This window comes from Pseudomonas sp. TH49 (assembly GCF_016650625.1).
In the GTDB taxonomy this organism is placed as follows: Bacteria; Pseudomonadota; Gammaproteobacteria; order Pseudomonadales; family Pseudomonadaceae; genus Aquipseudomonas; species Aquipseudomonas fluorescens_H.
The window spans coordinates 69,856-92,931 of the sequence record NZ_JAEKFL010000001.1 but is presented as its reverse complement, the minus strand read 5'-3'; the positions used below and the strand labels follow the sequence as shown (position 1 = coordinate 92,931).

Genomic DNA, 23,076 nt, shown 5'->3' with positions numbered 1-23,076 from the left:
GGTCGATCCTGTGCACATCCGCCGGATCGGAGCAGTCGATTCGGCCCCAGTCAGGAGACGCGCATGAGCAGCACCTTTTTCATTCCAGCCGTAAACATCATGGGCAACGGATGCCTCGACGAGGCCATGCTTGCGATCCGCAACTACGGTTTTCGCAAGGCGCAGATCGTCACTGACGCGGGGCTGGCCAAGGCTGGCGTGGCGGCCATGGTCGCCGAGAAACTGGCGATGCAGGACATCGACTCGGTGATCTTCGACGGTGCCAGACCGAACCCGAGCATCGCCAACGTCGAGGCAGGACTGGCGCTGCTCAAGGACAGTCGCTGCGATTTCGTGGTGTCGCTCGGCGGCGGTTCGCCCCATGACTGCGCCAAGGGTATCGCCCTGTGTGCGACCAACGGTGGGCAGATCCGCGACTACGAAGGTGTCGATCAATCGAGCAAGCCGCAGTTGCCGCTGATCGCCATCAACACCACCGCCGGCACTGCCAGCGAGATGACCCGTTTCTGCATCATCACCGACGAATCGCGCCACGTGAAAATGGCCATCGTCGACCGCAACGTCACGCCGCTGCTGTCGGTCAACGACCCGGCGCTGATGGTCGCCATGCCGAAAAGCCTGACCGCCGCCACCGGCATGGACGCGCTGACCCACGCCATCGAGGCCTACGTTTCGACTGCCGCCAACCCGATCACCGACGCCTGCGCGCTGAAGGCCATGACCCTGATCAGCAACAACCTGCGCCTGGCCGTGCGTGACGGCAGCGACCTCGCGGCGCGGGAGAACATGGCCTACGCGCAGTTCCTCGCCGGCATGGCGTTCAACAACGCATCGCTCGGCTACGTGCACGCGATGGCCCACCAGTTGGGTGGTTTCTACGACTTGCCCCATGGTGTGTGCAACGCCGTGTTGCTGCCGCACGTGCAGACCTTCAACGCGTTGATCTGTGCCGAACGCCTGACTGACGTCGCCCACGCCATGGGCGCGGATATTCGTGGGTTCAGCCCGGAAGAGGGCGCCCAGGCGGCGATCAACGCGATCCGTTGTTTGGCCAGGGACGTCGAGATTCCGGGTGGCCTGCGTGAACTCGGCGCCAAGCTCAGCGACATCCCGGTGCTCGCCAGCAACGCGCTGAAAGATGCATGCGGCCTGACCAATCCACGGGCGGCGGATCAGCGGCAGATCGAGGAGATTTTCCGTAACGCGTTTTAAGGGCTGACACGCGTCGGCGTGAATCTCACACAGAGCATCGCGCCGAACGCAAGCACACTGCACAACAGTGCTAGCGGCCACGCCGAAGGGCTGGCAATAAGACTGGCAATCGCGCCGATCAACGCCGCCATCAGTTGGTGAATAAATCCGCTCAATGCCATCGCGTAAGCTCCCGCAATCGGTGCGCCATCGTTGGCACGGGACAGGCTGATCGGATAGTTCAGCGACTGACCGAATACCGCCACGCAGTAGGGCAGCCACAGCAGCAGCGCGATGGAGTTGGCCATCAGACTGCCCAGCAGCATCACGCCGCAGCCCGCCATCACCAGCGCCACGCCCAGCGTCATCAAACGGTGTTGACCCGCGTGCAGAACGCAGCGATTGACCCCTAGCGCTCCGAGAAAGTACGCCGCACTGACCGGCCAGCCGAGCAGACCGTAATCCATCGTGGACCAATTGAACGGCCCTTGCAGGATCAGCGGTGCAGCCGTGTTGAAGGCGATGATGACGCCGTAGCCGAGACCGCCGGCGAGTGCCGGCAACAGGAACGCGCGATGGATCAGGATGCGCCGGTAAACCCTCCATGCCGAAGCGTTTGTTTGCACCTCCTCCAAGGTCGCGAAGTTGGCCCGGGATACGATCAGAGCCATCAGCAAGCCTGTGATGCCGAGCAAGTAGAAGATGGCCTGCCAGCCCAGCGCGACCTGAATGATCGACCCCAGGTACTGGCCGATACCCAGTGCCACCACGAACGAAATCGAAATCCACGACAATGCCTTGGCCAGCAGGTCGCCGCGAAAACTGTCGCGAATCAGCACCCTTGCCATCACCGAAATCCCGCTGGCGCCAACGCCCTGAATCAGGCGCAGTAAAAGGAACGACTCCAGCGTCGAACCCAGCGGCAAGCCCAGGTTCGTCACGCCATACAAGCCCAGCGCTGCGAGCAACACCGGTTTGCGTCCGATACGCTGGGCCAGTGAACCCCAAAGCAGCATTGGCAGCGCCATGCCGACCAGATAAATCGATAAGCCCCACGCCACTTGTGCAGGCTCCGCGTGCAGATGGCCGGCAATCTCCGGCAGCGCTGGCAGGTAAATACTCATGCCCAGCTGCGCGAGGAAAACGGTACAGCAGGTGATAAGAAGGGTGGCGCTGGCGTTCATCTGTCGTCCTTGGCTCAGATGTCGAAATCGACGCGATGCGTGCGCAACAACTCGCTGACTGCTTCGCAGAAATATCGGATCAGCGACGGCTCCATATCAGCACGCAAGGTTACCCGAATGGCCGCTTTACCTTGGGCAACCACTGGAAAAAATACCGCGCTGGTGAAAAAGCCTTGCTCGGCCAGTTCGCTGGCGATGCAGTTGGCCAGATCCGCCTGGCCGCAATCGATCAAGCGGATCGCCATCGCGCTGTGGCATTGCTCGGTGCTGATCAAACTGTCGAAGAGGCGGATATTAGCTTGGAGGCTGGCCTGTAGAGCGGCGAATTCGGCGCTGTAATGCAGGCGGATCGACGCTCGGCCGGCGCCGATTGCCGCACAGTTTAGACTTTGTGACCAGTTGCTCGGGCCGCCATAACGCTGGATGATTTTTTTCTGGCGCAGGTTACCGAGCATCACCAATCCACCACTGGCGCCAAATGACTTGGCCAGCGACGCAACGATCAGGCAGTCATCTTCCAGCGTCTGGATTCTCGGTCGTACCAGGCCGACGCCGTTATGGCCGACGGCTGACAACGCGTGGGAATCATCCAGATAAAGAAACAGCCCGTAACGATCCTTGAGGTACAGCAGGCCTTCCATGTTGGTCACGCCGCCCATGCTGTAGGCGCCGTCGCCAACATAGGCCACGCGGCCGTATTGCTGGCACATCTGTTCCAGAAAATCCATGTCGTTGTGTGGACAGGTCATGACACGAGTTTCGTCGGCGCAGGCAGCTTTCAAATGATTCATCGAGTAATGCGCCTGACGGTCAAAGACCATTACTGGCGGGCGATTATCGGTCAATACACCGCTGGCCAGCAGCGGCAAGATCCCCGCACTAGCAGCGCTGCAGGACAAGGTCGTCAGGCACACAGCATCGAACAGCTGCGAAAGCTCGGTTTCGTATTTTTCGAGAATCTCCAGTTTGCAGCGATTTTTCGAGTTGGCAACGCGCATAGAGCCGGTTTCCTGCAGTGCGGCAATAGCACCTTCGAGCAGGGCAGGGTGATGATCAAGGCCAAGGTAGGACGTGGTACAGAAATGTTGTAGCTCCCGTCCATATTGGTCGAGCAGGCGGTTGGGACCCATGACTTCGACATTGAGCCCGGCGACTTTGCCGAGCTCGGCGTTCTCCCAGTCCTGGTTTGCCAGTGCGATGACTTTTCGATAGTTGGAATAAAGGTTTGGTGCTTGCTGCATCTGGTTCATCAGGGCATCCCTTGAGCGTAGCAATCCGCGGGTCGTTGCAATTTGTGTGTATTGCCAGACTTTACGGAATGCGACTTCGGGCTTGAATCAGACACGTCCTGCAATATTGAACGCTATTGGATATTTGCTTGTAGGGCGATGTCCTGATGGGCTGTCGGGCACCTCCGAGTCCTACCCGGCAGGTGCCAGATTCCTGCTCGTTGCCTCACCAAACTGAATCAACACCACCCCGCCAATCAGCAGCAACGCGCCCAAAACCCGCGACAACGTCAGCTGTTTCTCCAGCAATCCAAACAGCCCGAAGTGATCGAGCAGCATCGAAGCAATCACTTGCCCGGCCAACGCCAGCGCAACAAACCCGGACGCGCCGAGTTTGGGCAGCAACATCACCGCCAGCGCCACAAAGCACACGCCGAACGCACCGCCAGCCCACATCCACAACGGCGCCTTGCTGATAAACCCCAGCGACGGCAGCGGCAGGCGCAACGCCAGAATCACCGGCAACAGCACCAGCACACTCACCAGCAACGAGGCCAAGGTCGCCCACAGCGGATGTCCCAGTCCTCGCGCCAGATTGCTGTTGATCGCACTTTGAAACGGCACCACCGCGCCGGCAAACGCGGCCAGCAGCAACAAACCGACCCACTGCAACGTACTCATGATCATTCTCCAACAGGTTTTGCTGGACTCTAGAGTATTCGTCGCGCAGATTTAAATTCCGTTTTGTCATCCAGAACATGCACAAGATGAATGATCTGCGCCGTATCGATCTCAACCTGCTGGTGGTTCTCGACGCCTTGCTCAGCGAGCAACATGTCACCCGCGCCGCCGAGCGGCTGCACCTCAGCCAACCGGCAGTCAGCCATGCGCTGGCGCGTCTGCGCGACTTGCTTGGCGATCCGCTGCTGGTGCGCGCCGGTTCGACCCTGGTACCCACGGCGCGGGCGCTGGAGCTGGTCGCACCGCTGGCTGAAGCACTGGCTCAGGTGCAATCGTTGCTGGCGCCGAACACTTTCGATCCGGCCACTGCGCGGCGGACCTTTCGTGTGGCGATGTCCGACTACGGCGCGGCCATCATCCTGCCCGATCTGATCCGCACCTTGCGTCGCGAGGCACCGGGTATCGACCTGCAAATCAGCCACGCCAGTCGCGAAGGCATGCTCGAAGGTGTGCTCAACGGCGACATTGATCTGGCCGCCGGGGTGTTCCCGGAAATGCCCAACGAATTGCGCAGCACGCTGCTGTTCGAAGAGCGCTACGTCTGTTTGCTGGATCGCCGCAGCCTGCCGGCCGAGGGGCTTCTGGATTTGCCGACCTACCTGTCGCGCCCGCATGTGTTGCTGGAAATGCGCGGCAGCGGCACCCCGGAAATCGAACGGGCGCTGACCTCATTGCGCGAACGCCGCCGCGTCGCCATCAGCCTGCCGCACTGGAACGTCGCGCCACAGTTGATCAGCGGTACGGATTTGATTCTCACGGTGTCGTCACGCAGCGTGCGCGAGATTGATCAACAGGAATTGATTGTGCTGCCGCCACCGTTTGAGATCGCGCCGTTCACGTTTGTGCTGGCGTGGCATAAGCGCCGGGGTGGGGATCAGGCGTTGAACTGGTTGAATCGCCGGATTGAGGAGGGGATAGATCGATCCGGGAGCCGCGATTGATAATGGCCTACCACGTGCGCGGAGGAAGCCTGCGAGTATGAAAAACGCGCAGAACCTGAAGCCGGCTTTGACGAACCCGGTAGGGAATCAGATAGGGGCGATCAGGAAGTGCCCACTCTCTGGTTCCGGGCAAACGTCCCTCGCGCCCGGAGGCGGGAAAGCGGGCAAGCTGATCGACGCAGTCGAGAATGGCTTGAACAAACTCAGAGGCCGCCTGCGGATTTTCAATCGCGATGTAGGCGGCTTCGTCATCGAGATTCTTTAGTGCAGTACGCAGCCACTCAACGCGCATTGGCATTCCATTTGTTAGCGATCGCCCTGACATCATCGGCAGAAGCAAAATCACCGGCATCGGCTTCGTTCAGCGCTTTTTGGATTTCTTCAATTTGCCAGGCTTCACGAGCCAGGTACTCGCGCAATGCATCGACTGCCAGATAGGACTTGCTGCGCCCGGTCGCTTTGGCGAGGTTGGCCAGCGTATCTGCAATTTCGTCGGGAAGCCGCAAAGACATGACGGACATGGTGGTCTCGGTGTAGTGGTTTGTAGTGCAACATACTACAGCGTCATACTTGCCCCGGCCCGCCATTCGTCTAACGGTTGCGCACAAGACTTTATCAAGGAAGAAAAATGACCTGCAGAAACACCTTCATCCTGGCTTTTGCATTCCTGGCCATTACCTCCCACGCCCACGCCGCCTGCACCACCAAGAGTTTCGACGGCAAATCCATGTCGCGCTGCAATGTCTGGCCGGCGTTTCCGAGTCAGGCGATTTCGGTCAAGTCCACCTATCTGGCCGATTCTGGCGGCGACGATGCCGGGGCGTTCGATCTGGATCTGGCGCTGCTCAATGCGAGCAATGCCAAACCCATCGCCACCTACCGTAAACCGGGCGCCTACAACTCTGATGCCGTGCGCCTGGATGATGTGCGCATCGACACGGCGCGCTACCGACTGACGCCGGATATCCGCGCTTTTGGGCTGCGAGCCAAGTTCGTCCACAGTTCCCATGCCATTCCCTACGAGAAAACCGATCTGGCGCTGTATGTGCGCGAGGGGGACGAGTTACGTCCGGTGCTTGAAGGCCTGGTGGTCTTCAAGGACAACGGTGAGTTCGTGAATGACTGCGAGGGCTACAGCAAAAAAATCCGCCGGACGCTCGAGATCGCTCCAACGAGCCACAATGGTTTCGCCGATCTGATCGTCACCACCAGCGGCAGCAAAATGAAAAACACCAAGTCCGGCAACCAGTGCGTATCGAACACCACCGAGCTGAAGAAAAAACAGATCACCCTGACGTACGATGGTCAGCAGTACAACGTTCCTGAAGACCTCAGAGGTTACTGACCCCATGCTCACCGGCCTCAACCACCTGACCCTCGCCGTCAGTGATTTGCCCCGCAGTCTGGCGTTCTACCGCGATGTATTGAGTCTGCGCGTCGAAGCCACGTGGGACGCCGGTGCCTACCTGTCGCTGCCGGGGCTGTGGTTGTGTCTGTCGCTGGATGCGCAGCGCACCACCGAGCCGTCCGTCGACTACACCCATTACGCGTTCAGCCTCGCCGAGACAGATTTTCCGTTGTTTGTGCAGACGTTAAAAGCGGCGAATGTGAGGGAATGGCGCGACAACCGCAGTGAAGGCGCATCGTTCTACTTTCTCGACCCTGATAGCCACAAGCTCGAGGCTCACGTCGGCGATCTCGCGTCGCGACTGGCAGCCTGTCGGCACAAACCGTACGCGGGCATGCGTTTTTACGACGCGTCGTGATCTGGCGTTGCGGGCTGATATAGACTGGCCATCATTTGTACTGGCGCCAGCAGGTTTTTCATGACTCCATCGCTGCTAATGGCCGTTCTGGCCTCGGGTTTCATTTACGGCATCACGCCTGGGCCGGGCGTGCTGGCGGTGTTCGGCATTGGCGCGGCGCATGGGCGGCGGGCCGGGGCGGGGTTTCTCTGCGGGCACCTGCTCGGTGATGTGGTCTGGTGCAGCACCGCGCTGATCGCTATCGTCGGCGCCCGCGAAATCGGCAGCACCGCGTTCGATGTGCTGGGTGTGCTCAGCGGTTTGTACCTGTTCTGGCTCGGCTGGCGCGCAGTGCGGGCCAAACGGCGCAGCGATGATCAGCCCCAGGGCGCAGCGCGTCAGCCGTTTTGGCACGGCATCCTGTTTGGCCTGACCAATCCCAAGGCGTATCCGGTGGCTGTGGCGACGTTTACCGCGCTGCTGTCGAGCCGTGCCGAACTGCTCAACTGGTCGATGCTGCCGGCGCTGATCGCCCTGAGTTTCCTCGGCGGTTTGCTGGCCTACGCTATTCTGATCGGCGTGGTCGGCGCCCGACGGGTGCGCACGCTGTATCAGCGCCACGAGCTGATGATCACGCGTTTGTGTGGCGTGATGTTCATCGGTTTTGCCATAAACGCACTGGTGCACGCACTACCGGGATTGCTGCCGAACAAGGCTTGAAGTTGTGTGCAGGGATGCGTGAACAAAGGGTCAGGGATGGTTGAACAGTGCTGCATTGTCCGGACACCCACGCTGAACCATGGAAAGCCGAAATTCCGCGCCGTTGGCGAGTTATATGGACCTGTTGCTCGATGCCGTCTGTGCGGTGGACACGCAGGGCCGTTTCGTTTTTGTCAGCGCCGCCTGCGAGCGCATTTTCGGCTATACGCCTGACGAGTTGATCGGTCGGCCGATGATCGAACTGGTGCATCCTGCAGACCGCCAGCGCACCCTCGCCGCCGCCCGCGACATCATGGGTGGCGAACCCAAACACAATTTTGAAAACCGTTACGTGCGCAAGGATGGCCGCATCGTCAACATCCTCTGGTCGGCGCGCTGGTCGCAGGTCGATCAACTGCGCATCGCCGTGGCCCGCGACATCACTGAGCGCAAGCAGGCCGAGTCACGTCAGGCGGCGTTGTATGCGATTTCCGAAGCGGCGCATGTCGCCGAAGACTTGCTGGCGCTGTTCAAGCGCATTCACCTGATCATCGGCGAATGGTTGCCGGCGCTGAATTTCTCCGTGGCGCTGTACGACGAGCACTGTGCGCAGCTGAATTTTCCCTATCACGTCGACGATCACGAATTGCAGCCCGAGCAGCCGGGCACCGTCACCGGGCGCCTGTGTGCGGAGGTTATCCGCAGCGGTCAGCCGATTCTGCTGACGCCGGACAGTCCCGACGCCCCACCCGACTTCGCGGCGCTGGTGGCGGGGCAGGATTCACCGTGCTGGCTCGGTGTGCCGCTGAATTCGAAGAACGGCACCATCGGCGCACTGATCGTCAAAAGCCTGCCGGGTGGCGAGCGTTACACCGAACAGGACAAGGAACTGCTGCAATACGTCTGCGCCCAGGTCGCGACCGCGATCGAGCGTCAGCAACTGCACGCGCGGCTCAAGCGCATGGCGCAGTACGATCAATTGACTCAGTTGCCCAATCGAGGATTGCTCAAAGACCGCCTCAAGGCTGCGCTGGCCGGTGCCCGCGAAGCGTCGGGAAACATGGCGCTGCTGTACGTCGATCTGGATCACTTCAAGCAGGTCAACGACACCTTTGGCCATGCGGTCGGCGACATGCTGCTACAAACGGTGGCGAGTCGGCTCAAGGGCTGCGTACGCGATACCGATACCGTGGCGCGCATTGGTGGCGACGAATTCGTGGTGCTGTTGCACAGTGTTCATGCCGCTGAAGACGCCGACAGCGTGGCCGGAAAAATCCGACAGGTGCTGATGCAGCCCATGCGCTTGGACGGTCACAACCTGTGCATCGAGCCGAGCATCGGCGTGGCCCGTTATCCCGAACATGGCCGCGAAGAGCAACAACTGTTCCGGCACGCCGACCAGGCGATGTACGCCGCCAAACGCCTCAATCATCGGGTAGTGGATAGCTGAAACAGTGCACGCCGTTCGTCGCGGCGCGGGCAACTTTTCTAAACCTTTATCGGTCCGGCAATTCTCAATCTAGGCGGGCACCTGCTCGCCAACGATCAACACCAAGAGGAAGAGAATCATGCCTAATTCAAGAAACTCGAACTCGGGAAACTTCGCCAACGATCGAACCAAGGCCTCTGAAGCCGGTCGCAAAGGTGGGAAAACCACCACCACGACAGTCGACAAAGAGCCTGCGAAAACCGAAATGGGCCGCAAGCCAGCTCAGAAGTCGAAGTAGTCGGTGAGGTAGTTTTGATTGAGAGGCGGGGGCGCAAGCCCCCGCTTGAATTTGCAGAGATAGGAGGGCGCGACCATGAGCCGGATGGCCACCCAGATACGTCGTTTCAGTTTTGCCACGCTGTTGGGTTTGTTCGCTGGCAGTGCATTCGCCCAGTCGCCTGCCGACTTCATCAACGATGCGTCCGCCAAAGGCATGGCCGACATCGAAGCCAGTCGTCTGGCGCACCAGAAATCCGACTCCAAAGAGGTCAAGGATTACACCATCGTCGTGATCAATGACCGCACCACGGCCAACCAGCATCTGGCAAAGATCGCGAAAAAGCTCGACTTGCCCGTCGCACCTCGTGAAGAAATTGCCGACAAGGCTAAAACCATGATCCCCCAGGTGAAAGACGGTGAAACCTTCGATCAGGCCTACGCCGCGAGCCAGGTGAAAGCGACCGAAGAAGCTATTCAGCAGATCCAGCAGGAAGCGCAGTCAACCGACGTTCCGGAAATCAAGGCATTTGCCGACGAGACGTTGCCAAAACTGCAAAACCATCTGGAAATGGCGCGAGCGCTGCAAGCCAGCCGCTGATCCCGCTTACAAGTCAAAAGATCGCAGCCTGCGGCAGCTCCTGCACCATTCCAAGGAGCTGCCGAAGGCTGCGATCTTTTGCTTTTTTGACTTTACTCAGCAGTCATTCAAATCCTGCTTCGGCTTGCTCTTCTCTCCCAGCCCATCAAGATTGAACACCTCGCTTTCCCCCAGGCTACGGTAATGCTTGCGCAGCGCCTCCAATTGTTTGAGGTCCAGCGATTCCAAGCCAAGCATCGCGTTCTGCGCTTCCTTATTTACCCGCAACAACTCATCGAGCTTCAGATGCAGGATGTCCGTATCGCGGTTCTGCGTGTTTTGGATCAGGAACACCATCAGAAAGGTGATGATGGTAGTCGAGGTGTTGATGATCAGTTGCCAGGTGTCGTTGAAATGAAAAATCGGCCCACTCAGCCCCCACAGAAAAATCAGGATCAACGCGCCCATGAAGGTTTTCGGGCTACCGGCCCAGAGGGCCAGGGTCTGGGATATTTTTGCGAATTTCATTGCGGTGTTCCTTATTGGGAGAGCTTGAAGTTCAGACAGTGACGACGTTGCGAAAATTCGACTGAGACAGGCTGTCGCCAATGAAAACGGTCATGTCTGGACGTAGGTCGGAACACTTTTCGGTAGAAAACTTTCTTTGTGCGGGTTTGCGTCTAGGATCAACTGGCAGTCAATTCGCCAGCATGCGAATGCACGGATAGTAACTAGTCAGAGGTCACTCATGGAATTCTTCGAGAAATTAGCCAGTCTAGCCGCCAAAGTTCGGTTGCAGAGTGCTGCAATTCAGACGGAAGAGGCGACAAAAAATGCGTTTGTCATGCCCTTCATCAGCACCGTTCTGGGTTACGACGTGTTTGACCCGACAGAGGTGACGCCTGAGTTTGTCTGCGACATCGGTACGAAGAAAGGCGAGAAGATTGATTACGCCATCATGAAAGAGGGCGAAGTTCAGATACTCATCGAATGCAAGAAAATCGGTGAGCCGTTGCACGTTAACCATGCGTCCCAACTCTTTCGTTACTTCCATGTCACCAGCGCTCGGATCTCTATCCTTACCAATGGTCAGGTCTACAAGTTTTTCACCGATCTGGATGCACCGAACAAGATGGATGAAAAGCCTTTTCTGGAGTTGGATCTCCTGGATATCGACGAATATTCGGTTCCCGAGCTGGTGAAACTGACAAAGTCTGCATTTGACGTGGAATCCATCATCAATGCTGCTGGCGAATTGAAATATGTCAGCCAGATAAAAAAGGTGATCGCAGCCCAGGTCATCAAACCGGATGATGATTTTGTGAAGGTGTTTGCTTCGCGCGTTTACGACGGGGTGATCACGCAAAAAGTACGCGAGCAATTTCATGAGTTGACGAGAAAAGCTGTTGTGCAGTTTCTTAATGACCAGATCAATGATCGGCTCAAGTCTGCAATGAGTGGTGCAATCCAGCCCTCGCTGGCGTCGTTGCCGTCAGCTGCTGTCGGGACCGATCCAGTAGACGCGCGTGATGAAGCGGACGACAAAGTTCTTACAACGCTGGAAGAACTTGAGGGTTATCACATTGTTCGTGCGTTGGTGCGATCAGTGGTTGATGCCAAGCGGATTGTCCAGCGTGATACGCAAAGTTACTTTGGCATTCTTTTAGATGACAACAACCGCAAGCCGATCTGTCGTCTGCACTTCAATCGCTCGCAGAAGTACATCGGTATTTTTGATGAGGAAAAAAACGAAACGCGGCATCCGATTAGCTCGGTCGATGACATTTACGAATATTCGGATCACCTGAAAAAGACAGTCGGGTACTACGATTGAATAAGAAACCGGTCTTGAGGGCCGGTTTTTTTTGCTTTTTTTGGTTCGAATACCAGTGTCGAAATCCTTTGCAATAAGCCGCTCTGGAATTGCCCGCAGCGCTGCCTGTATTGTGACGAACCGCTGAAGTGTCCCGACAGGAGAACGCAATGAGTTGGTCCGCCAGACAATACGTCGCTTTCGAAGATGAACGCACCCGCCCGGCCCGTGATCTGCTGGCGGCGATCCCCACGGTTCAGGCGCGATCGGTGGTCGATATCGGTTGCGGCCCGGGTAACTCCACCGAGCTGCTGGTGCCGCGTTTTGAGCAGGCCCAGGTCAGGGGCCTCGACAGTTCGCCGGACATGGTCAACGCCGCGCGCAAGCGCATGCCGCAGTTGCAGTTCGAGGTCGCAGAAATCGATAGTTGGGCGGATCAAGGCCCGTTCGATGTGATTTTCGCCAACGCGGTATTGCAGTGGTTACCGGATCACGCGACGTTGCTGCCGGCGCTGGTGGGTAAGCTGTCGGACGGTGGCAGTCTGGCGATCCAGATGCCGGACAACCTCAACGAACCTTCCCATCGACTGATGCGCGAAGTCGCCGCCAACGGCCCGTGGGCCGCGAAACTGGCAGGCGCCGCCGGACAGCGCACCGACATGGCCAGCGCCAGCGAATACTTCTCGATGTTGCGTCCGCACTGCTCGCGGGTCGATGTGTGGCGCACCACCTATCACCATCAGTTGTCCGGTGGAGCGGCGGGGATCGTGGAGTGGTTCAAGGGCAGTGGCTTGATTCCGTTTCTGAGCCCGCTGAGCGAAGAGGAGCGGACGCAGTATCTGCAGCAGTATCTGGCGGCCGTTGCCGAGGCGTATCCGGCGTTGCCTGATGGTTCGGTGCTGTTGCCGTTTCCACGGCTATTTATCGTCGCGACTCGCTAAAGCCAGACTTCAGGCACTTGTAGTGAGGGGATTTATCCCCGACGGACTGCGCAGCAGGCCTTCTAAGCGGGTGCTGCGCACCCATCGGGGATAAATCCCCTCACCACATATCGTTTGCTCAGATCAGATCAACGCTGCACCGCCACCAACATCATCATCGGCCGCTCCCGCTCTTCAGCCAGCGCCGGTTGCGCCGCCACCTCCGCATCGTTCGGCCCCCATTCGTTGACATGGCGAATGGCAAAACCCGCCGCGATCAACGAATTCAACAGCGTGCCCATCGTGCGGTGCTGCTTGATCACCCCTTCGGCCAGCCAGTTGGTCACCCGTTCGCCTTCCATCTGATAACTGTCCAGCGGCCAGCGCTTGCGACCGTCGCTGTCGATCAACCAGCCCGGATTGCGCGGGGCCATGAAGATCGGGTGTTCGATGGAGAACACAAAATGCGAACCCGGTTTCAACGCTGCGTACAGATGAGCGAACAGCCCTGGCAGATCTTTGATGTAATGCAGCGCCAGTGAACTGTAGGCGAGATCGAAACTGCACGCTGGGAGATCGAGATGCTCAAGATCGGCGCGTTCATAGCGGATGTTCGCCGCCGCAGTGGTTTCGCGCGCGCGCTCCAGCATCTTTTCCGAGACATCCAGCCCCAGCACATGGGCGGCGCCTTGGTCACTGGCCCAACGGCTGAACCAGCCATAGCCGCAGCCGAGGTCGACCACATTAAGATCATGCATCGACGGCAACAACGCCATGAGCGCCGGCCATTCCGGCGCGGCATCGAGACCGCCGATCGAGCGGTTCATCTGGCTGTAACCCTGAAAAAATTCCGGGTCGTCGTAAATGTTTTGCGTCATGAGTGAGTGGCTCTTTTGAGTTCGGTCATCAGCGGCACAGTGGCCGCGCCATGGAGTCCCTCGAAAGTCAAAACGCGTATTCGTCGATGGCCGCGCAGGGGGAGGGTGGTGGGTGAAGTGGGAATCCTACTGGGTCGTGGGGACGGTGAGAACCGTGGGTGTGTTGCGGATCTGTAATGTCGGAAAAATCTTCAGGGTTTCAAAAAATGTGATTTGCAAGGATATGCAGTCATCGCAACAGCTTGATGTTGTGATCAATTCGGCTTTGAATGGTACGCAGGGTTTCCTGAGTGATCACGCCAGGATAAAGATCATTTGCCACAGTCGAGAATTGGCTGGATACGTCGCAAAAGCGCTCAATGATAACTCCTGCCTCATAGGCACCCACCTCCGCTTCTTCTGCCAGTCCAAGCATGGCCTTTCGGTCGATTTCCAGCGCTTCGCCCATCACATCCATCTGGTGATACCCACCCGGCCCCTCGCAAAAGGTCACATCGTAGGCCGGGGCTAATTTCCAATCGCCAGCTCGCGACATGGTGTAGGCAAAGTTCTTGGGATGATCATCCCGGTTGTGGAACGCAACGTTGAAAACAGCACGCTCGAACGCCCGTGCTTTTTCACGTACATCATTGGTACATCTTTGGGTGGCGCGCAGGAAGTTGACATAGTCCAATGCCCCCGGAGAGCGAAAATCTGCACCGGTAAAGGCTGCGAGGCTTTGCATGGGGACGCGTAGTCCGTCTTGTCGATCAAACCGTCTGCTGGCGAAGGCAGCCATTCCATCTGACAGACTGAAGTACTGCGTATCCGGCGTTTGAATGCCGCAGAGGCGCAAGCAAGCGGCATACACCATTTCGATGGCGCACACTTCGGGATGTTCGTGTTGGGCAGGGAATTTCACCAGCCATGCTTCAAAACCTGGAGTGGCAGCTGTGGTGAACGTCCCGGTGTCGGGGGCGCGATAGACCAGAGCCTTGGGTCTGGCACCTTGCGGAGAGCCTCCAACCAGCAGCAACTTATGAAGAAGCTCGCCCCCTTTACCTTTCAGCACTTGCCGCACTTCGGCTGCAAGTAACTCAATGGGAACATGCATTTGTGGTTCTAGTACGTCAGGTGCCACAGGCTTGAACGACATGGCACCCATGGCATTGTTGCCGATGTAGGCCAGTCGCTCCAAAGGTCCGATGCGTGCGGGATTCAGGCCGCGACGTTTGAATAGACGATCCATCAGCAGCATGCCCCAGCCGTCGGGCAGCGAGTCATAGACGGGGCCTGGCAATCCCAACTGATGTGGCGGGAAATCCCGGCTTAATTTGGCGCCTTGCAAAGGAAGTTTCAGGGACGAAAGTTCGAGTCCTCTTTTTTTCGCTTCGTCGCTGTACTCAAACACCACCAGCGGCCGACCGGTCAGCGCTGTGGTGGAAGCCAGCGTGCCCCACTGCCAATGTTCACCCCAGCCCTCGTAGTAGACGTCTACTTTCTCAAGCATTGTCGGATTTCCTTTTGATGCGGTAACGCTTGGCACTGTTTTCGTAGCGCAGGATGTCGTCCAGAGTTTCAAGCTTTGGCAAGAACAGGTTTTCGAGTTCCTTACTGCGCCCAAGTACCATGGCAACACGTACCAGATTTTCGAAGCCCACATTACGCCCGGCTTCAAGATTGGATACCGTGTTGGTTCCGATGCCGGCACGTGCGGCCACGTCCGCTTGTGTCATTTCCAGAGCGAGTCGATCAGTGCGTAGACGTTCACAGATCCGCTTGACGATCTCACTTGGCTTGCTAAGGCTTAAATCCAACATAATGGGTCTTACACCTCAAAAGCTACTTTAAAGCCGGTAATTCTGGATTTATCCAGGAACTTGTCATCCATGCACTATTCCTGATTATTGTGGCTTATCTTTTGAAAATCGCAATAACCCACAGAAAAATGGAATTATCCAAATTTGGGTTGAGGAGAGGTTCGAGTCAGGAGAATCATCATTCATGGTGTGTTCCCACAAATCCCGGACACAAAAAAACCGGCCCTGTAGGCCGGTTTTTCTGTTTCTGCATCCCCCGTCATAACCTCGACGTGAGACCCGATTGAGTGGAGCGGGTAGAGGGAATCGAACCCTCAACTAAAGCTTGGGAAGCTTTCGTTTTGCCACTAAACTATACCCGCTCAGAGCGGCTGACTTTGTACCAGAGTCGGGCGCGGATTTGAAGTTTTTCTTTTGCCCGCAGCGCGTTACAGTATTGAAAACGGTCATTCGCGGGCGAATCTGCAGGTAATCAGCGCTGGCTTCTCAGCCCCACAGACTCGCTCGCGACGACGCTTTTTCAAATGGCCGATGCATGGTGATCCTGGACGAACGAGTAACGCGTTCGGCTCGACTGCTGTGACGGTTTCAGGAAACCAAGCAGGGCGTTCTGGCTGTCACGGCAAGCCGCCTTGTGCTCCATGTCGAGAAAATGCCCGGTGGCCTGCAGCGTGGTGAAGGTGCTTTGTACCACGTGGTTGCCGAATATCCGTGCGTCTTCGGCGGCGGTGTACTCATCCCATTCGCCGTTGAGGAACAGCACCGGCACGTTGATCCTTTTCGCCGCATTCAGGTAGCACTGACGATCACTGTGCAACACGTCGTTGATGTGAAAGTGCATCTGCCCGTATTCGTGCTCGGCCAGACTGCTGACGTGGCGATAGTTGAAGCGCTTGAACAGTGACGGCAGGTGTTTGCCGATAGTGTTGTTGACCAGGTGCCCGACCCGGTCGCCGTCGCGCTGGCCGAGGTAATCGACACCGCGCTCCAGGTAATCCAGCATGTGCGCGTTGATCACCGGCGAGAACGAGCTGATCACGGCTTTTTCGATGCGCCGCGGCTGGTGGGCCAAGGCGACCAGGGTGGCCGCGCCGCCCCAGGAAAACGACAGCACGTGTTCGGCACCGAAATGGTCGATCAGCTCCAGCAGAATCTGCCCTTCGACTTCCTTCGTCAGATGTTTCTCGTGGCGGTTGTGGATTTTCGACCTGCCCGCGTAGGGCTGGTCGTAGCAAACCACGTTGAATTGCGGGTGCAGATTTTTCACGGTTTGAGCAAACGACGCAGTCGTGGCCATCGAGCCGTTGACCAGGATGATGGTCTTTTCTGCGGCGTCTGCGCGATAGAACTCCGTGTAAACCCGATACTGACCCTGTATATCCAGCACAGCGATTTCTGGCCTCATGTCATAAGACTCCTGGCAAGCAAGCGGGTATGCGCGCAAATAGAGATTGCACGAGCTTTGTGACAGGTAGGCATACGCCTGGAGTTTGGGGCCCATGTCGATCCGGAACGGCAGGTCGACGGGTATTATTATTGGCGGGCAGTCTGCCGGGGGAGGTGGAGCCTTTGAGGCTCTCTACCGGCAAAAAGGTTGCTTGGATGTACTGCGTGACTCATCGGTCACAATTTGGCCGACGTCCTGATTCAAGCAGGGGGATCAGGATCGCGCAAGTGCCGTTGGTGAATTGTTCGACAACTTCTGCTGAGCGGTCGCCGGCTTAGAACAAATGGATCTCTTCGGTGCGCAATGCGCGGTACTCGCCCGGTTTTAGCGCGTTATCGAGCAACAGCGGGCCCATGGATTCGCGGTGCAGGCGCAACACTTTGTTGTTGAAGTGACCAAACATGCGCTTCACCTGATGGTATCGACCCTCGACGATGCTCAGACGCGCCGCCCTCGGGCCGAGCACTTCGAGTTGCGCCGGTTGCGTGGTCAGGTTTTCGAAGGCGAAGTAGATGCCCTCGGCAAACGTGACTGCATACTCCGGCCCGATCTCCTGTTCGGTCTCGACGTAATAGACCTTCGGCAGTTTGGTCTGCGGTTGGGTCAGCCGTCGCGACCAGCCGCCATCGTTGGTGATCAGCATCAGCCCGGTGGTGTTGAAGTCGAGGCGACCGGCGATGTGCAGGTCGTCCTTGTCCGGCTGGTGGATCAGATCGAGCACGGTCGGGTGCTGCGGATCGCGGGTGGCGCTGACGCACCCCGGCGGTTTGTGCAGCATGAAGTAGCGCGCCGGTTTGCCGAGTTGCAAGACTTCTTCGTCGACTTCGACGCGGCTGAATTCCAGCACTTCGCTGTGCGGGTCGCTGACGATTTTTCCGTCGATCCGCACGCGCTTTTCCACCAGCAACAGGCGAACCTGTTGACGGTTGTAGCGGGGCAGGTTGCTGAGGAAACGGTCGACGCGCATGGTCAGGAATCGGCGGATAAAGGGGCGCGTATCTTACGGGATCGGTCGCGCCGCTGCTTGCAGTTGCGCCTCGACCTGCGCGCAGCGCGGGCACAGGCAGGATTTATTGCGCAGTTCGGCCGGCAGGGCTTCGAGGACCGCCGGGTCGATGCTCACGCCATAGCACCAGCAAGCCTGGTCGGCGGTGCGCGGGTCGGCCAGGGTGCAGTCGTTGCGGGCGCCGCAGGCCGGGCAGAGGTCGGGTTTAGCGTCGGTATCAGGCATAAGTCGAATGAGGCATTTCCACGCAGGTGCGGTTACGGCCGGTTTGTTTGGCTCGGTACATCGCATGATCGGCCCGGGACAGCAGCGTGTGCAAGGTGTCATCCGCTTGCAGGGTGGTGGCGCCGATGCTCACGGTCAGACTCAGGCTGTGGCCATCGTAGGAATATGCCTGTTGTTCGACGTGTCGGCGGATCTTCTCGGCAATCTTCTGACCGGTCTCAGCGTCGGTGTCCTTCAGCAATACGATGAATTCCTCACCGCCCCAACGGCAGACAATGTCGGAATGGCGCAGGCAACTTTGCAGGTCGCGGGCGAAGCCGATCAGCACCTGATCGCCGGCCATGTGCCCGTAGGTGTCGTTCAATGTTTTGAAGTGATCGAGATCGAGCAACAGCGCAGTCAGGGGCTTCGGCTCGCGTTGCGCTTCGTGCAGGGCCTGCACGGCGAGCAGGTCGAAGCCGCGGCGGTTCGGCAATTCAGTGAGGCTGTCGAGCGTGGCCTGCGTCTGAATCTTACGCTGATAACGCCGGATCACCCGATTGAGCAGGGCCAGCACGCCCAGCGTCACCAGCAGGCAGATCAGCAGATTGAGGTACAGCGACTGACGGATGTCACTGAGCGCGCCGTCCTCGCGCTTGTCGACGAACAGATACCAGTGCAATTCCGGGATGTAACGTACGTTGAGAAAATGTCCCTGACCGTGGGCGGAATATTCGTAACTGCCGCTGTGAGGCTTGGGTAACTGGCTGATCAGGCTTTTCATACTGGCGAGTTCGCTGAGGCTTTGCCCGATGTGCGCACCTTCCGGGCCGCCGCTGGCGCCGGTGAGCACCAGTCGCCCGAAGGCATCGACAAAGTAGACGCTGCGTTGATAACGCTGCTGGTACTTGTCGATGAGCTTGATCACCGCGTCCACCGTCAGGCCTACGCCCGCGGCACCAATGAAGCGGTTGTCGTAGTCGTAGACCTTGTAGTTGATGAAGAAAGTCAGGTTGTCCTTGTTGGCCAGATCCGGGTCGACGTTGATCTCGTACGGGTCTTTCATGTCGCGCACGCGGAAGTACCAGGCGTCGCGCGGCTCATCGATCCTGACCTGCTTGAGCACGCCTTTGGCGTGGTAGTACGTGTGGCTGCTGTCGGAGACGAAGAACGCGGTGTAGGCGCCGTAGTGGGTCATGACCTCGTCGAGGTAGCGGGTCATTTTTACCGGGTCTTTTTCGCCGTTCACCACCCAGTCGCGCATGAACGTATCGCGGGACATCATCGAGGAAATCAGGATCGGTCTGACGAGGTCTTTCTGGATTTCCGAATAAACGGTGTCGGATGTCAGCGGCAGTTCGGTGTTGACGATGCTGTCGCGGATCGACGCCCGTGAGGCGTAATAGCTGAGCAAGGAAGTGGCGAGGAAGCCGGCACCAAGCAGTGCGACCAGAGTCAGCACCAGCGAGCGTTGGGAGTACAGCGCAGATCTGTGCGGCATGGGCGGTTCCGTTGGCAGATGAGCCGATGGCAGCATTCTAGTGGCACTGCCGGGAAATAACTGCTCCATACGCGGCGCAAATGGTCGTTCCTGTATTTCCGGGCATTTGCACCGTTCAACGGTGGGGGCGGGCTTGCTCGCGAAGGCGGTTTTCCAGACACATGAATGTTGATTGGCCCACCGCATTCGCGAGCAAGCCCGCTCCCACAGGGGGATTCTCAGGGGGAGTGACACCGCTGATCTGAAGCTTGTCCGAGTCCGGCACTTGCCCCGGGCCTGACAGTCAAAACTGTGTCGGCTGCGCTGTCCTGCTGCGGTCGTGGGTCTTTCAGGAGGCCGTCATGCGTGTTCAGAAACTGTTTCGTCGAGTGTTGCTCGGTGCAGTGCTCGGGCTTGGGCTGTCCGGATGTTATTACTACGGGCCTCCCGCCGATGTTTACTACGCCGCTCCCTACTACTATCCCGGCTACTACTCACCTTATTACTACGGCGGATATTACGGCCCGCGCTACTACGGAGGCGCCCGTTACTATTACGGTGGTTACGGCTATCGCGGTGGTTATGGTCGCGGTTACCACGGCGGCGGCTATCACGGTGGACACCACTGAGCGACGGCTGAATGACAGTGTTTTGCAAATGAACAGGATTTCATCAATCACATGTTTCAACTTGTTACGGAAGCGCACCAGATTCGGAAAACGCTGTCAGATCATTCGTCAGTCACCGAATAACCGACTGATGCCTGCCAGCGTCGCTGGTGTGGCTCACTCGCGGTCCAGGAGGCCGCCATGTATCGACGAATTCTACTGCTTGCTGCGATGATGTTTTCCGTTGCCGGTTGCGCTCCCTACTCCTACGCAGATAGCTATTACAGCTCGGAGGTCTACACCTCACCCGCTCCGGCCTACTACAACACTGGTGGCACGTATTACAGCGGTGGCAGCACGTATTACTCGGCCCCGCGCTACTATCAGCCTGCGCCGCGTTACTACCAGCCCGCGCCACGGTATTACTCGCAACCGCGCTACTACCAGCCGGCCCCGCGCTATTACGAAAGCCGTCGCTGGCACGACAATGATCGCGGGCGCTGGGACGGCCACCGCGGTGGTGGTTGGGATCGCGACCGTGGTGGCCGTGATCATCGGTGATCGGGGTGACCACGGCGGGCGAGGCGGTCGCTGGTAATCATCCGCAAACAAAAAAGCGGCGCATTGAGCGCCGCTTTTTTTGTACCTGTTGAAAATTCGTATGTTGCTCCATCTCCTAGGAAGTTCTCGGAAGCCTCCTACAGTTTTATTTCTGAATAATTGTTAGCGTTTGTATGCGCCTATTGAAGCTGGAAGCTTTCAATTTACGGGGCTATATAAACACGGAAGTTTTTCAGGCATGCATTTACTTATCATTCATCAAAATTTTCCCGGTCAATTTCGCCATGTTGCATTGGCGGCGCGTCGAAAGGGTTTCAAAGTGCTTGCAATTGGTCGTGATACGGCACCGGGTATTGCCGGGGTGAAACTGCTTCGGTATCGGTCCTCAATAAGAGACTCGAATAGTAGCCATGCTTATTTGCATGGATATCAAACGGCTGTGTTGGATGGGCAGCGTGTTTTGGTCTTGTTGAAGAAACTTAAGCAACAGGGTTATCGACCCGATGTGATTCTTGCTCATCCCGGGTGGGGTGAAACGTTATTTATCAAGGATGTATATCCGGATGCACCACTGATTCACCTCTGTGAATATTATTATCGAGCGCAGGGGGCAGACTCAGGTTTTGATCCTGAATTTCCACGTGCGTCCGATGCTTCCTCAAGATTAAGAGTTTTGAACTCAATGCATCTGTTGAATCTGGAGCAGTGTGATATTGGAATTGCTCCGACAAAGTGGCAACGAAGTCTTTTTCCGAAAAGCTATCAATCTAAAATTCGCGTGATTCATGAAGGTGTCATCCAAACGCCTCATGCCGAGAAAGTTAAGGCTGTAACTTTACCCAGTGGGTGTGTACTTAAGGCACATCAGCCAATAGTGACGTACGTTGCCAGAAACCTTGAACCCTATCGTGGATTTCATACATTTATGAGGTCCATCAGCCATATTCAGGCTGAGTGTCCGACCGCTCAAATAGTCATTGTGGGTGGAGATGAAGTCAGCTATGGGCGGAGGCCTGTTGGGTATGAGAATTGGCGAGACAAGATGTTATCGGAGGTGGATTGCGATGTTTCCAATGTGCATTTCACCGGGAAGCTGCCTTACCAGAAATATAGAGCTGTTCTGCAAGTTTCAACGGTGCATGTTTACTTGACGTATCCGTTCGTTTTGTCTTGGTCCTTATTGGAGGCCATGTCGGCTGGCTGTGTGGTAGTCGCTTCTGATACAGCTCCGGTGAAGGAGGTCGTTGTTCACGGGTGTAATGGGGTTCTTGTCGATTTTTTCCAGGTTGAATCAATAGCTGCCAATGTATGCAGCGTTTTAAATTATCCCGGTGATTTTGAATCTATCAGAAAAGCTGCGCGGCTAACGGCAAACAGTTTTGATGTCAGTGCTGGTCTGAAGGGCTATTTTCAGGTTTTTGAAGATGCGATGGCTGGTCGATTCTAACTAGAGTTTTCGTCATTTTAAAAGGGAGATTTGAAATGTTCAAAATGTCACGCAAGGAAGCCTTTAGACGTTGTAAAGCCTTACTGAAGTATGGTCTGGTTTTGCTGGTGTGCTATTGGGTGGTGGATTTTTATATTGAATGGGAGGAGGCGGCAGAACGCAGGGCGATTTACCAAAAGGAACAAGGTGACTGCAGTAAAAAACTGGCGGGTATGGAACAGGTGCCAATACCGGGCGGGGGTCTTCTTGATCGGAGTCGGATACCCGGATTTTATTTCGGATCGAATTTGAGAAGTGACGGGTCATGTATTGCCGATACTCTCGAGGGTTCATTTTGGTGGACGGGTAGCGAACTTCGTACGGAGTATGAGATGAGCGGGATAGAAAAGCCTTCCAGTTGGGGGTATTTCCGGCTTGCGGCGAGACTCTACACCCGGAAGGAACGCACTGAGCCGCACAGCATGGGGTATCGACATACAGATTGGCCGGATGATCTGATTGTGGTATTAAAAAATTATCCAGGGTTGGAACTTTGGCTTAATGCTCCTCCGCCTCATTTCAAGAATGAGTTTTCCATTACCACATTTGTTATGCGTAATTGGCGCCGGCATGACGGAACACCTCGGACGATAAGTTGTGATGGATTGAATCATCCTGGCGACAAGATTCAGGCCGCTGGTTTGGGCAAACAAGACTTGTTGAAGCTTAACAAAGAACAGTTGGAAAGTTTGGACTTTGGAGTGTTACAGACCTACTGCACAGTCGAGCTCTACAGTTTTGATTTTGCAGGTGGGGACGGACGTGTCGGGCTGGACACAAGTTCGTTACGAGGTGCGCCTGAAGCGATTAAATTTGTAAGTGACTATCTTTCACGCTCCATAATTACAGGGAAGTAACT

The 23,076-nt window shown here is 57.0% G+C and carries 26 protein-coding genes, 1 tRNA gene and 1 pseudogene; 14 read left to right on the top strand and 14 right to left on the bottom strand.

Going from position 1 to position 23,076, the window contains the following annotated elements; translation table 11 throughout:
• The first annotated feature begins 63 nt into the window (after window positions 1-63).
• Entirely contained in the window at window positions 64-1,212 is a 1,149-nt protein-coding gene (gene yiaY, locus JFU48_RS00510; protein ID WP_201135591.1) for an L-threonine dehydrogenase, read from the top strand.
• On the opposite strand, the gene JFU48_RS00505 is transcribed toward yiaY, so the two are convergent.
• From JFU48_RS00505 to JFU48_RS00495, 3 genes are all read right to left on the bottom strand, one after another.
• Window positions 1,209-2,375: an MFS transporter gene (locus tag JFU48_RS00505; RefSeq protein WP_003222484.1), complete on the bottom strand. Its 1,167-nt coding sequence runs from the start codon at window positions 2,373-2,375 to the stop codon at window positions 1,209-1,211. The two genes, yiaY and JFU48_RS00505, sit on opposite strands and share 4 nt — an antisense overlap.
• Window positions 2,376-2,389: 14 nt before the next feature.
• Window positions 2,390-3,625 carry an aminotransferase class I/II-fold pyridoxal phosphate-dependent enzyme gene (locus JFU48_RS00500; protein WP_003222486.1) on the bottom strand — a complete coding sequence of 412 codons (1,236 nt, stop codon included), beginning with the start codon at window positions 3,623-3,625 and terminating at the stop codon, window positions 2,390-2,392.
• 171 nt (window positions 3,626-3,796) lie between these two features.
• On the bottom strand, window positions 3,797-4,285 hold the full coding sequence (locus tag JFU48_RS00495; RefSeq protein WP_201135590.1) for a DMT family transporter: 489 nt from the start codon (window positions 4,283-4,285) through the stop codon (window positions 3,797-3,799).
• A gap of 77 nt (window positions 4,286-4,362) precedes the next feature.
• Here JFU48_RS00495 and JFU48_RS00490 point away from each other — a divergent pair, with 77 nt between their 5' ends.
• Window positions 4,363-5,286, top strand: coding sequence for a LysR family transcriptional regulator (locus JFU48_RS00490; protein WP_201135589.1), 924 nt, complete (start codon window positions 4,363-4,365; stop codon window positions 5,284-5,286).
• Between the two features lie 7 nt (window positions 5,287-5,293).
• Here JFU48_RS00490 and JFU48_RS00485 read toward each other — a convergent pair whose 3' ends face one another.
• Together JFU48_RS00485 and relB are read right to left on the bottom strand one after the other, a co-directional pair.
• Window positions 5,294-5,578, bottom strand: coding sequence for a type II toxin-antitoxin system RelE/ParE family toxin (locus JFU48_RS00485; RefSeq protein WP_201135588.1), 285 nt, complete (start codon window positions 5,576-5,578; stop codon window positions 5,294-5,296).
• Complete coding sequence (gene relB / locus JFU48_RS00480) at window positions 5,568-5,807, bottom strand: type II toxin-antitoxin system RelB family antitoxin (protein ID WP_103485684.1); 240 nt, start codon at window positions 5,805-5,807, stop codon at window positions 5,568-5,570. The genes JFU48_RS00485 and relB overlap by 11 nt, the downstream gene beginning before the upstream one ends.
• Before the next feature lie 107 nt (window positions 5,808-5,914).
• On the opposite strand from relB, the gene JFU48_RS00475 reads away from it, so the two are divergent.
• The 6 genes from JFU48_RS00475 (at window position 5,915) to JFU48_RS00450 (ending at window position 10,036) form a co-directional block, all read left to right on the top strand.
• A complete protein-coding gene (locus JFU48_RS00475) occupies window positions 5,915-6,631 on the top strand; it encodes a hypothetical protein (RefSeq protein WP_201135587.1) in 717 nt (238 codons plus the stop codon).
• 4 nt (window positions 6,632-6,635) lie between these two features.
• Window positions 6,636-7,052 carry a fosfomycin resistance glutathione transferase gene (fos, locus tag JFU48_RS00470; RefSeq protein ID WP_201135586.1) on the top strand — a complete coding sequence of 139 codons (417 nt, stop codon included), beginning with the start codon at window positions 6,636-6,638 and terminating at the stop codon, window positions 7,050-7,052.
• Window positions 7,053-7,112: 60 nt separating this feature from the next.
• A complete protein-coding gene (locus JFU48_RS00465; RefSeq protein ID WP_103485687.1) occupies window positions 7,113-7,751 on the top strand; it encodes a LysE family translocator in 639 nt (212 codons plus the stop codon).
• 79 nt (window positions 7,752-7,830) lie between these two features.
• Entirely contained in the window at window positions 7,831-9,180 is a 1,350-nt protein-coding gene (locus JFU48_RS00460) for a sensor domain-containing protein (RefSeq protein ID WP_201135585.1), read from the top strand.
• Window positions 9,181-9,298: 118 nt separating this feature from the next.
• Window positions 9,299-9,457, top strand: coding sequence for a KGG domain-containing protein (locus JFU48_RS00455; protein ID WP_003222499.1), 159 nt, complete (start codon window positions 9,299-9,301; stop codon window positions 9,455-9,457).
• Window positions 9,458-9,532: 75 nt separating this feature from the next.
• Complete coding sequence (locus JFU48_RS00450) at window positions 9,533-10,036, top strand: DUF4142 domain-containing protein (protein WP_003222501.1); 504 nt, start codon at window positions 9,533-9,535, stop codon at window positions 10,034-10,036.
• A 96-nt stretch (window positions 10,037-10,132) separates the two neighbouring features.
• Here JFU48_RS00450 and JFU48_RS00445 read toward each other — a convergent pair whose 3' ends face one another.
• On the bottom strand, window positions 10,133-10,543 hold the full coding sequence (locus tag JFU48_RS00445) for a low affinity iron permease family protein (protein WP_003222503.1): 411 nt from the start codon (window positions 10,541-10,543) through the stop codon (window positions 10,133-10,135).
• A gap of 220 nt (window positions 10,544-10,763) precedes the next feature.
• On the opposite strand from JFU48_RS00445, the gene JFU48_RS00440 reads away from it, so the two are divergent.
• Both JFU48_RS00440 and tam read left to right on the top strand, forming a co-directional pair.
• The gene (locus JFU48_RS00440) at window positions 10,764-11,849 is read left to right on the top strand and encodes a type I restriction endonuclease (protein ID WP_201135584.1); all 1,086 of its coding nucleotides are present in this window, start codon (window positions 10,764-10,766) and stop codon (window positions 11,847-11,849) included.
• A 149-nt stretch (window positions 11,850-11,998) separates the two neighbouring features.
• Window positions 11,999-12,769: a trans-aconitate 2-methyltransferase gene (gene tam / locus JFU48_RS00435; RefSeq protein WP_201135583.1), complete on the top strand. Its 771-nt coding sequence runs from the start codon at window positions 11,999-12,001 to the stop codon at window positions 12,767-12,769.
• A gap of 128 nt (window positions 12,770-12,897) precedes the next feature.
• On the opposite strand, the gene JFU48_RS00430 is transcribed toward tam, so the two are convergent.
• The 8 genes from JFU48_RS00430 to JFU48_RS00395 all read right to left on the bottom strand — a co-directional run bounded on the left by JFU48_RS00430 (window position 12,898) and on the right by JFU48_RS00395 (window position 19,583).
• Window positions 12,898-13,626, bottom strand: a complete 729-nt coding sequence (locus tag JFU48_RS00430; protein ID WP_201135582.1) for a class I SAM-dependent methyltransferase — start codon at window positions 13,624-13,626, stop codon at window positions 12,898-12,900.
• Between the two features lie 229 nt (window positions 13,627-13,855).
• On the bottom strand, window positions 13,856-15,115 hold the full coding sequence (locus tag JFU48_RS00425) for a type II toxin-antitoxin system HipA family toxin (protein ID WP_201135581.1): 1,260 nt from the start codon (window positions 15,113-15,115) through the stop codon (window positions 13,856-13,858).
• On the bottom strand, window positions 15,108-15,425 hold the full coding sequence (locus tag JFU48_RS00420; RefSeq protein ID WP_003222513.1) for a helix-turn-helix domain-containing protein: 318 nt from the start codon (window positions 15,423-15,425) through the stop codon (window positions 15,108-15,110). Before JFU48_RS00420 ends, JFU48_RS00425 begins: the two co-directional genes overlap by 8 nt.
• A 288-nt stretch (window positions 15,426-15,713) precedes the next feature.
• Window positions 15,714-15,787 (bottom strand) — tRNA-Gly (locus tag JFU48_RS00415).
• Window positions 15,788-15,945: 158 nt separating this feature from the next.
• A complete protein-coding gene (locus JFU48_RS00410) occupies window positions 15,946-16,830 on the bottom strand; it encodes an alpha/beta fold hydrolase (protein ID WP_201135580.1) in 885 nt (294 codons plus the stop codon).
• 316 nt (window positions 16,831-17,146) lie between these two features.
• On the bottom strand, window positions 17,147-17,839 hold the full coding sequence (locus tag JFU48_RS00405) for a pseudouridine synthase (RefSeq protein WP_201135579.1): 693 nt from the start codon (window positions 17,837-17,839) through the stop codon (window positions 17,147-17,149).
• A 33-nt stretch (window positions 17,840-17,872) separates the two neighbouring features.
• Complete coding sequence (locus JFU48_RS00400) at window positions 17,873-18,103, bottom strand: cysteine-rich CWC family protein (protein WP_103521444.1); 231 nt, start codon at window positions 18,101-18,103, stop codon at window positions 17,873-17,875.
• Window positions 18,096-19,583: a sensor domain-containing diguanylate cyclase gene (locus tag JFU48_RS00395; protein ID WP_003222519.1), complete on the bottom strand. Its 1,488-nt coding sequence runs from the start codon at window positions 19,581-19,583 to the stop codon at window positions 18,096-18,098. Before JFU48_RS00395 ends, JFU48_RS00400 begins: the two co-directional genes overlap by 8 nt.
• A gap of 341 nt (window positions 19,584-19,924) precedes the next feature.
• Here JFU48_RS00395 and JFU48_RS00390 point away from each other — a divergent pair, with 341 nt between their 5' ends.
• From JFU48_RS00390 to JFU48_RS00375, 4 genes and pseudogenes are all read left to right on the top strand, one after another.
• Window positions 19,925-20,191 carry a hypothetical protein gene (locus tag JFU48_RS00390; RefSeq protein ID WP_003222522.1) on the top strand — a complete coding sequence of 89 codons (267 nt, stop codon included), beginning with the start codon at window positions 19,925-19,927 and terminating at the stop codon, window positions 20,189-20,191.
• 180 nt (window positions 20,192-20,371) lie between these two features.
• Window positions 20,372-20,768 (top strand): annotated as a pseudogene (locus JFU48_RS00385) (hypothetical protein).
• Window positions 20,769-20,969: 201 nt separating this feature from the next.
• A complete protein-coding gene (locus JFU48_RS00380; RefSeq protein WP_201135578.1) occupies window positions 20,970-22,178 on the top strand; it encodes a glycosyltransferase family 4 protein in 1,209 nt (402 codons plus the stop codon).
• A gap of 35 nt (window positions 22,179-22,213) precedes the next feature.
• Window positions 22,214-23,074: a hypothetical protein gene (locus JFU48_RS00375; RefSeq protein WP_201135577.1), complete on the top strand. Its 861-nt coding sequence runs from the start codon at window positions 22,214-22,216 to the stop codon at window positions 23,072-23,074.
• The last annotated feature ends 2 nt before the right edge of the window (window positions 23,075-23,076 follow it).

What these genes read in the sequence shown, in the direction of transcription:
- JFU48_RS00490 (WP_201135589.1), top strand. Translation starts at nt 4,363, where the DNA reads ATGCACAAGATGAATGATCTGCGCCGTATCGATCTCAACCTGCTGGTG.
- JFU48_RS00495 (WP_201135590.1), bottom strand. Translation starts at nt 4,285, where the DNA reads ATGAGTACGTTGCAGTGGGTCGGTTTGTTGCTGCTGGCCGCGTTTGCC.
- relB (WP_103485684.1), bottom strand. Translation starts at nt 5,807, where the DNA reads ATGTCCGTCATGTCTTTGCGGCTTCCCGACGAAATTGCAGATACGCTG.
- JFU48_RS00405 (WP_201135579.1), bottom strand. Translation starts at nt 17,839, where the DNA reads ATGCGCGTCGACCGTTTCCTCAGCAACCTGCCCCGCTACAACCGTCAA.
- JFU48_RS00430 (WP_201135582.1), bottom strand. Translation starts at nt 13,626, where the DNA reads ATGACGCAAAACATTTACGACGACCCGGAATTTTTTCAGGGTTACAGC.
- JFU48_RS00395 (WP_003222519.1), bottom strand. Translation starts at nt 19,583, where the DNA reads ATGCCGCACAGATCTGCGCTGTACTCCCAACGCTCGCTGGTGCTGACT.
- yiaY (WP_201135591.1), top strand. Translation starts at nt 64, where the DNA reads ATGAGCAGCACCTTTTTCATTCCAGCCGTAAACATCATGGGCAACGGA.
- JFU48_RS00475 (WP_201135587.1), top strand. Translation starts at nt 5,915, where the DNA reads ATGACCTGCAGAAACACCTTCATCCTGGCTTTTGCATTCCTGGCCATT.
- fos (WP_201135586.1), top strand. Translation starts at nt 6,636, where the DNA reads ATGCTCACCGGCCTCAACCACCTGACCCTCGCCGTCAGTGATTTGCCC.
- JFU48_RS00375 (WP_201135577.1), top strand. Translation starts at nt 22,214, where the DNA reads ATGTTCAAAATGTCACGCAAGGAAGCCTTTAGACGTTGTAAAGCCTTA.
- JFU48_RS00420 (WP_003222513.1), bottom strand. Translation starts at nt 15,425, where the DNA reads ATGTTGGATTTAAGCCTTAGCAAGCCAAGTGAGATCGTCAAGCGGATC.
- JFU48_RS00465 (WP_103485687.1), top strand. Translation starts at nt 7,113, where the DNA reads ATGACTCCATCGCTGCTAATGGCCGTTCTGGCCTCGGGTTTCATTTAC.
- JFU48_RS00410 (WP_201135580.1), bottom strand. Translation starts at nt 16,830, where the DNA reads ATGAGGCCAGAAATCGCTGTGCTGGATATACAGGGTCAGTATCGGGTT.
- JFU48_RS00445 (WP_003222503.1), bottom strand. Translation starts at nt 10,543, where the DNA reads ATGAAATTCGCAAAAATATCCCAGACCCTGGCCCTCTGGGCCGGTAGC.
- JFU48_RS00505 (WP_003222484.1), bottom strand. Translation starts at nt 2,375, where the DNA reads ATGAACGCCAGCGCCACCCTTCTTATCACCTGCTGTACCGTTTTCCTC.
- JFU48_RS00460 (WP_201135585.1), top strand. Translation starts at nt 7,831, where the DNA reads ATGGAAAGCCGAAATTCCGCGCCGTTGGCGAGTTATATGGACCTGTTG.
- JFU48_RS00455 (WP_003222499.1), top strand. Translation starts at nt 9,299, where the DNA reads ATGCCTAATTCAAGAAACTCGAACTCGGGAAACTTCGCCAACGATCGA.
- JFU48_RS00500 (WP_003222486.1), bottom strand. Translation starts at nt 3,625, where the DNA reads ATGAACCAGATGCAGCAAGCACCAAACCTTTATTCCAACTATCGAAAA.
- JFU48_RS00485 (WP_201135588.1), bottom strand. Translation starts at nt 5,578, where the DNA reads ATGCGCGTTGAGTGGCTGCGTACTGCACTAAAGAATCTCGATGACGAA.
- JFU48_RS00390 (WP_003222522.1), top strand. Translation starts at nt 19,925, where the DNA reads ATGCGTGTTCAGAAACTGTTTCGTCGAGTGTTGCTCGGTGCAGTGCTC.
- JFU48_RS00450 (WP_003222501.1), top strand. Translation starts at nt 9,533, where the DNA reads ATGAGCCGGATGGCCACCCAGATACGTCGTTTCAGTTTTGCCACGCTG.
- JFU48_RS00380 (WP_201135578.1), top strand. Translation starts at nt 20,970, where the DNA reads ATGCATTTACTTATCATTCATCAAAATTTTCCCGGTCAATTTCGCCAT.
- JFU48_RS00400 (WP_103521444.1), bottom strand. Translation starts at nt 18,103, where the DNA reads ATGCCTGATACCGACGCTAAACCCGACCTCTGCCCGGCCTGCGGCGCC.
- tam (WP_201135583.1), top strand. Translation starts at nt 11,999, where the DNA reads ATGAGTTGGTCCGCCAGACAATACGTCGCTTTCGAAGATGAACGCACC.
- JFU48_RS00440 (WP_201135584.1), top strand. Translation starts at nt 10,764, where the DNA reads ATGGAATTCTTCGAGAAATTAGCCAGTCTAGCCGCCAAAGTTCGGTTG.
- JFU48_RS00425 (WP_201135581.1), bottom strand. Translation starts at nt 15,115, where the DNA reads ATGCTTGAGAAAGTAGACGTCTACTACGAGGGCTGGGGTGAACATTGG.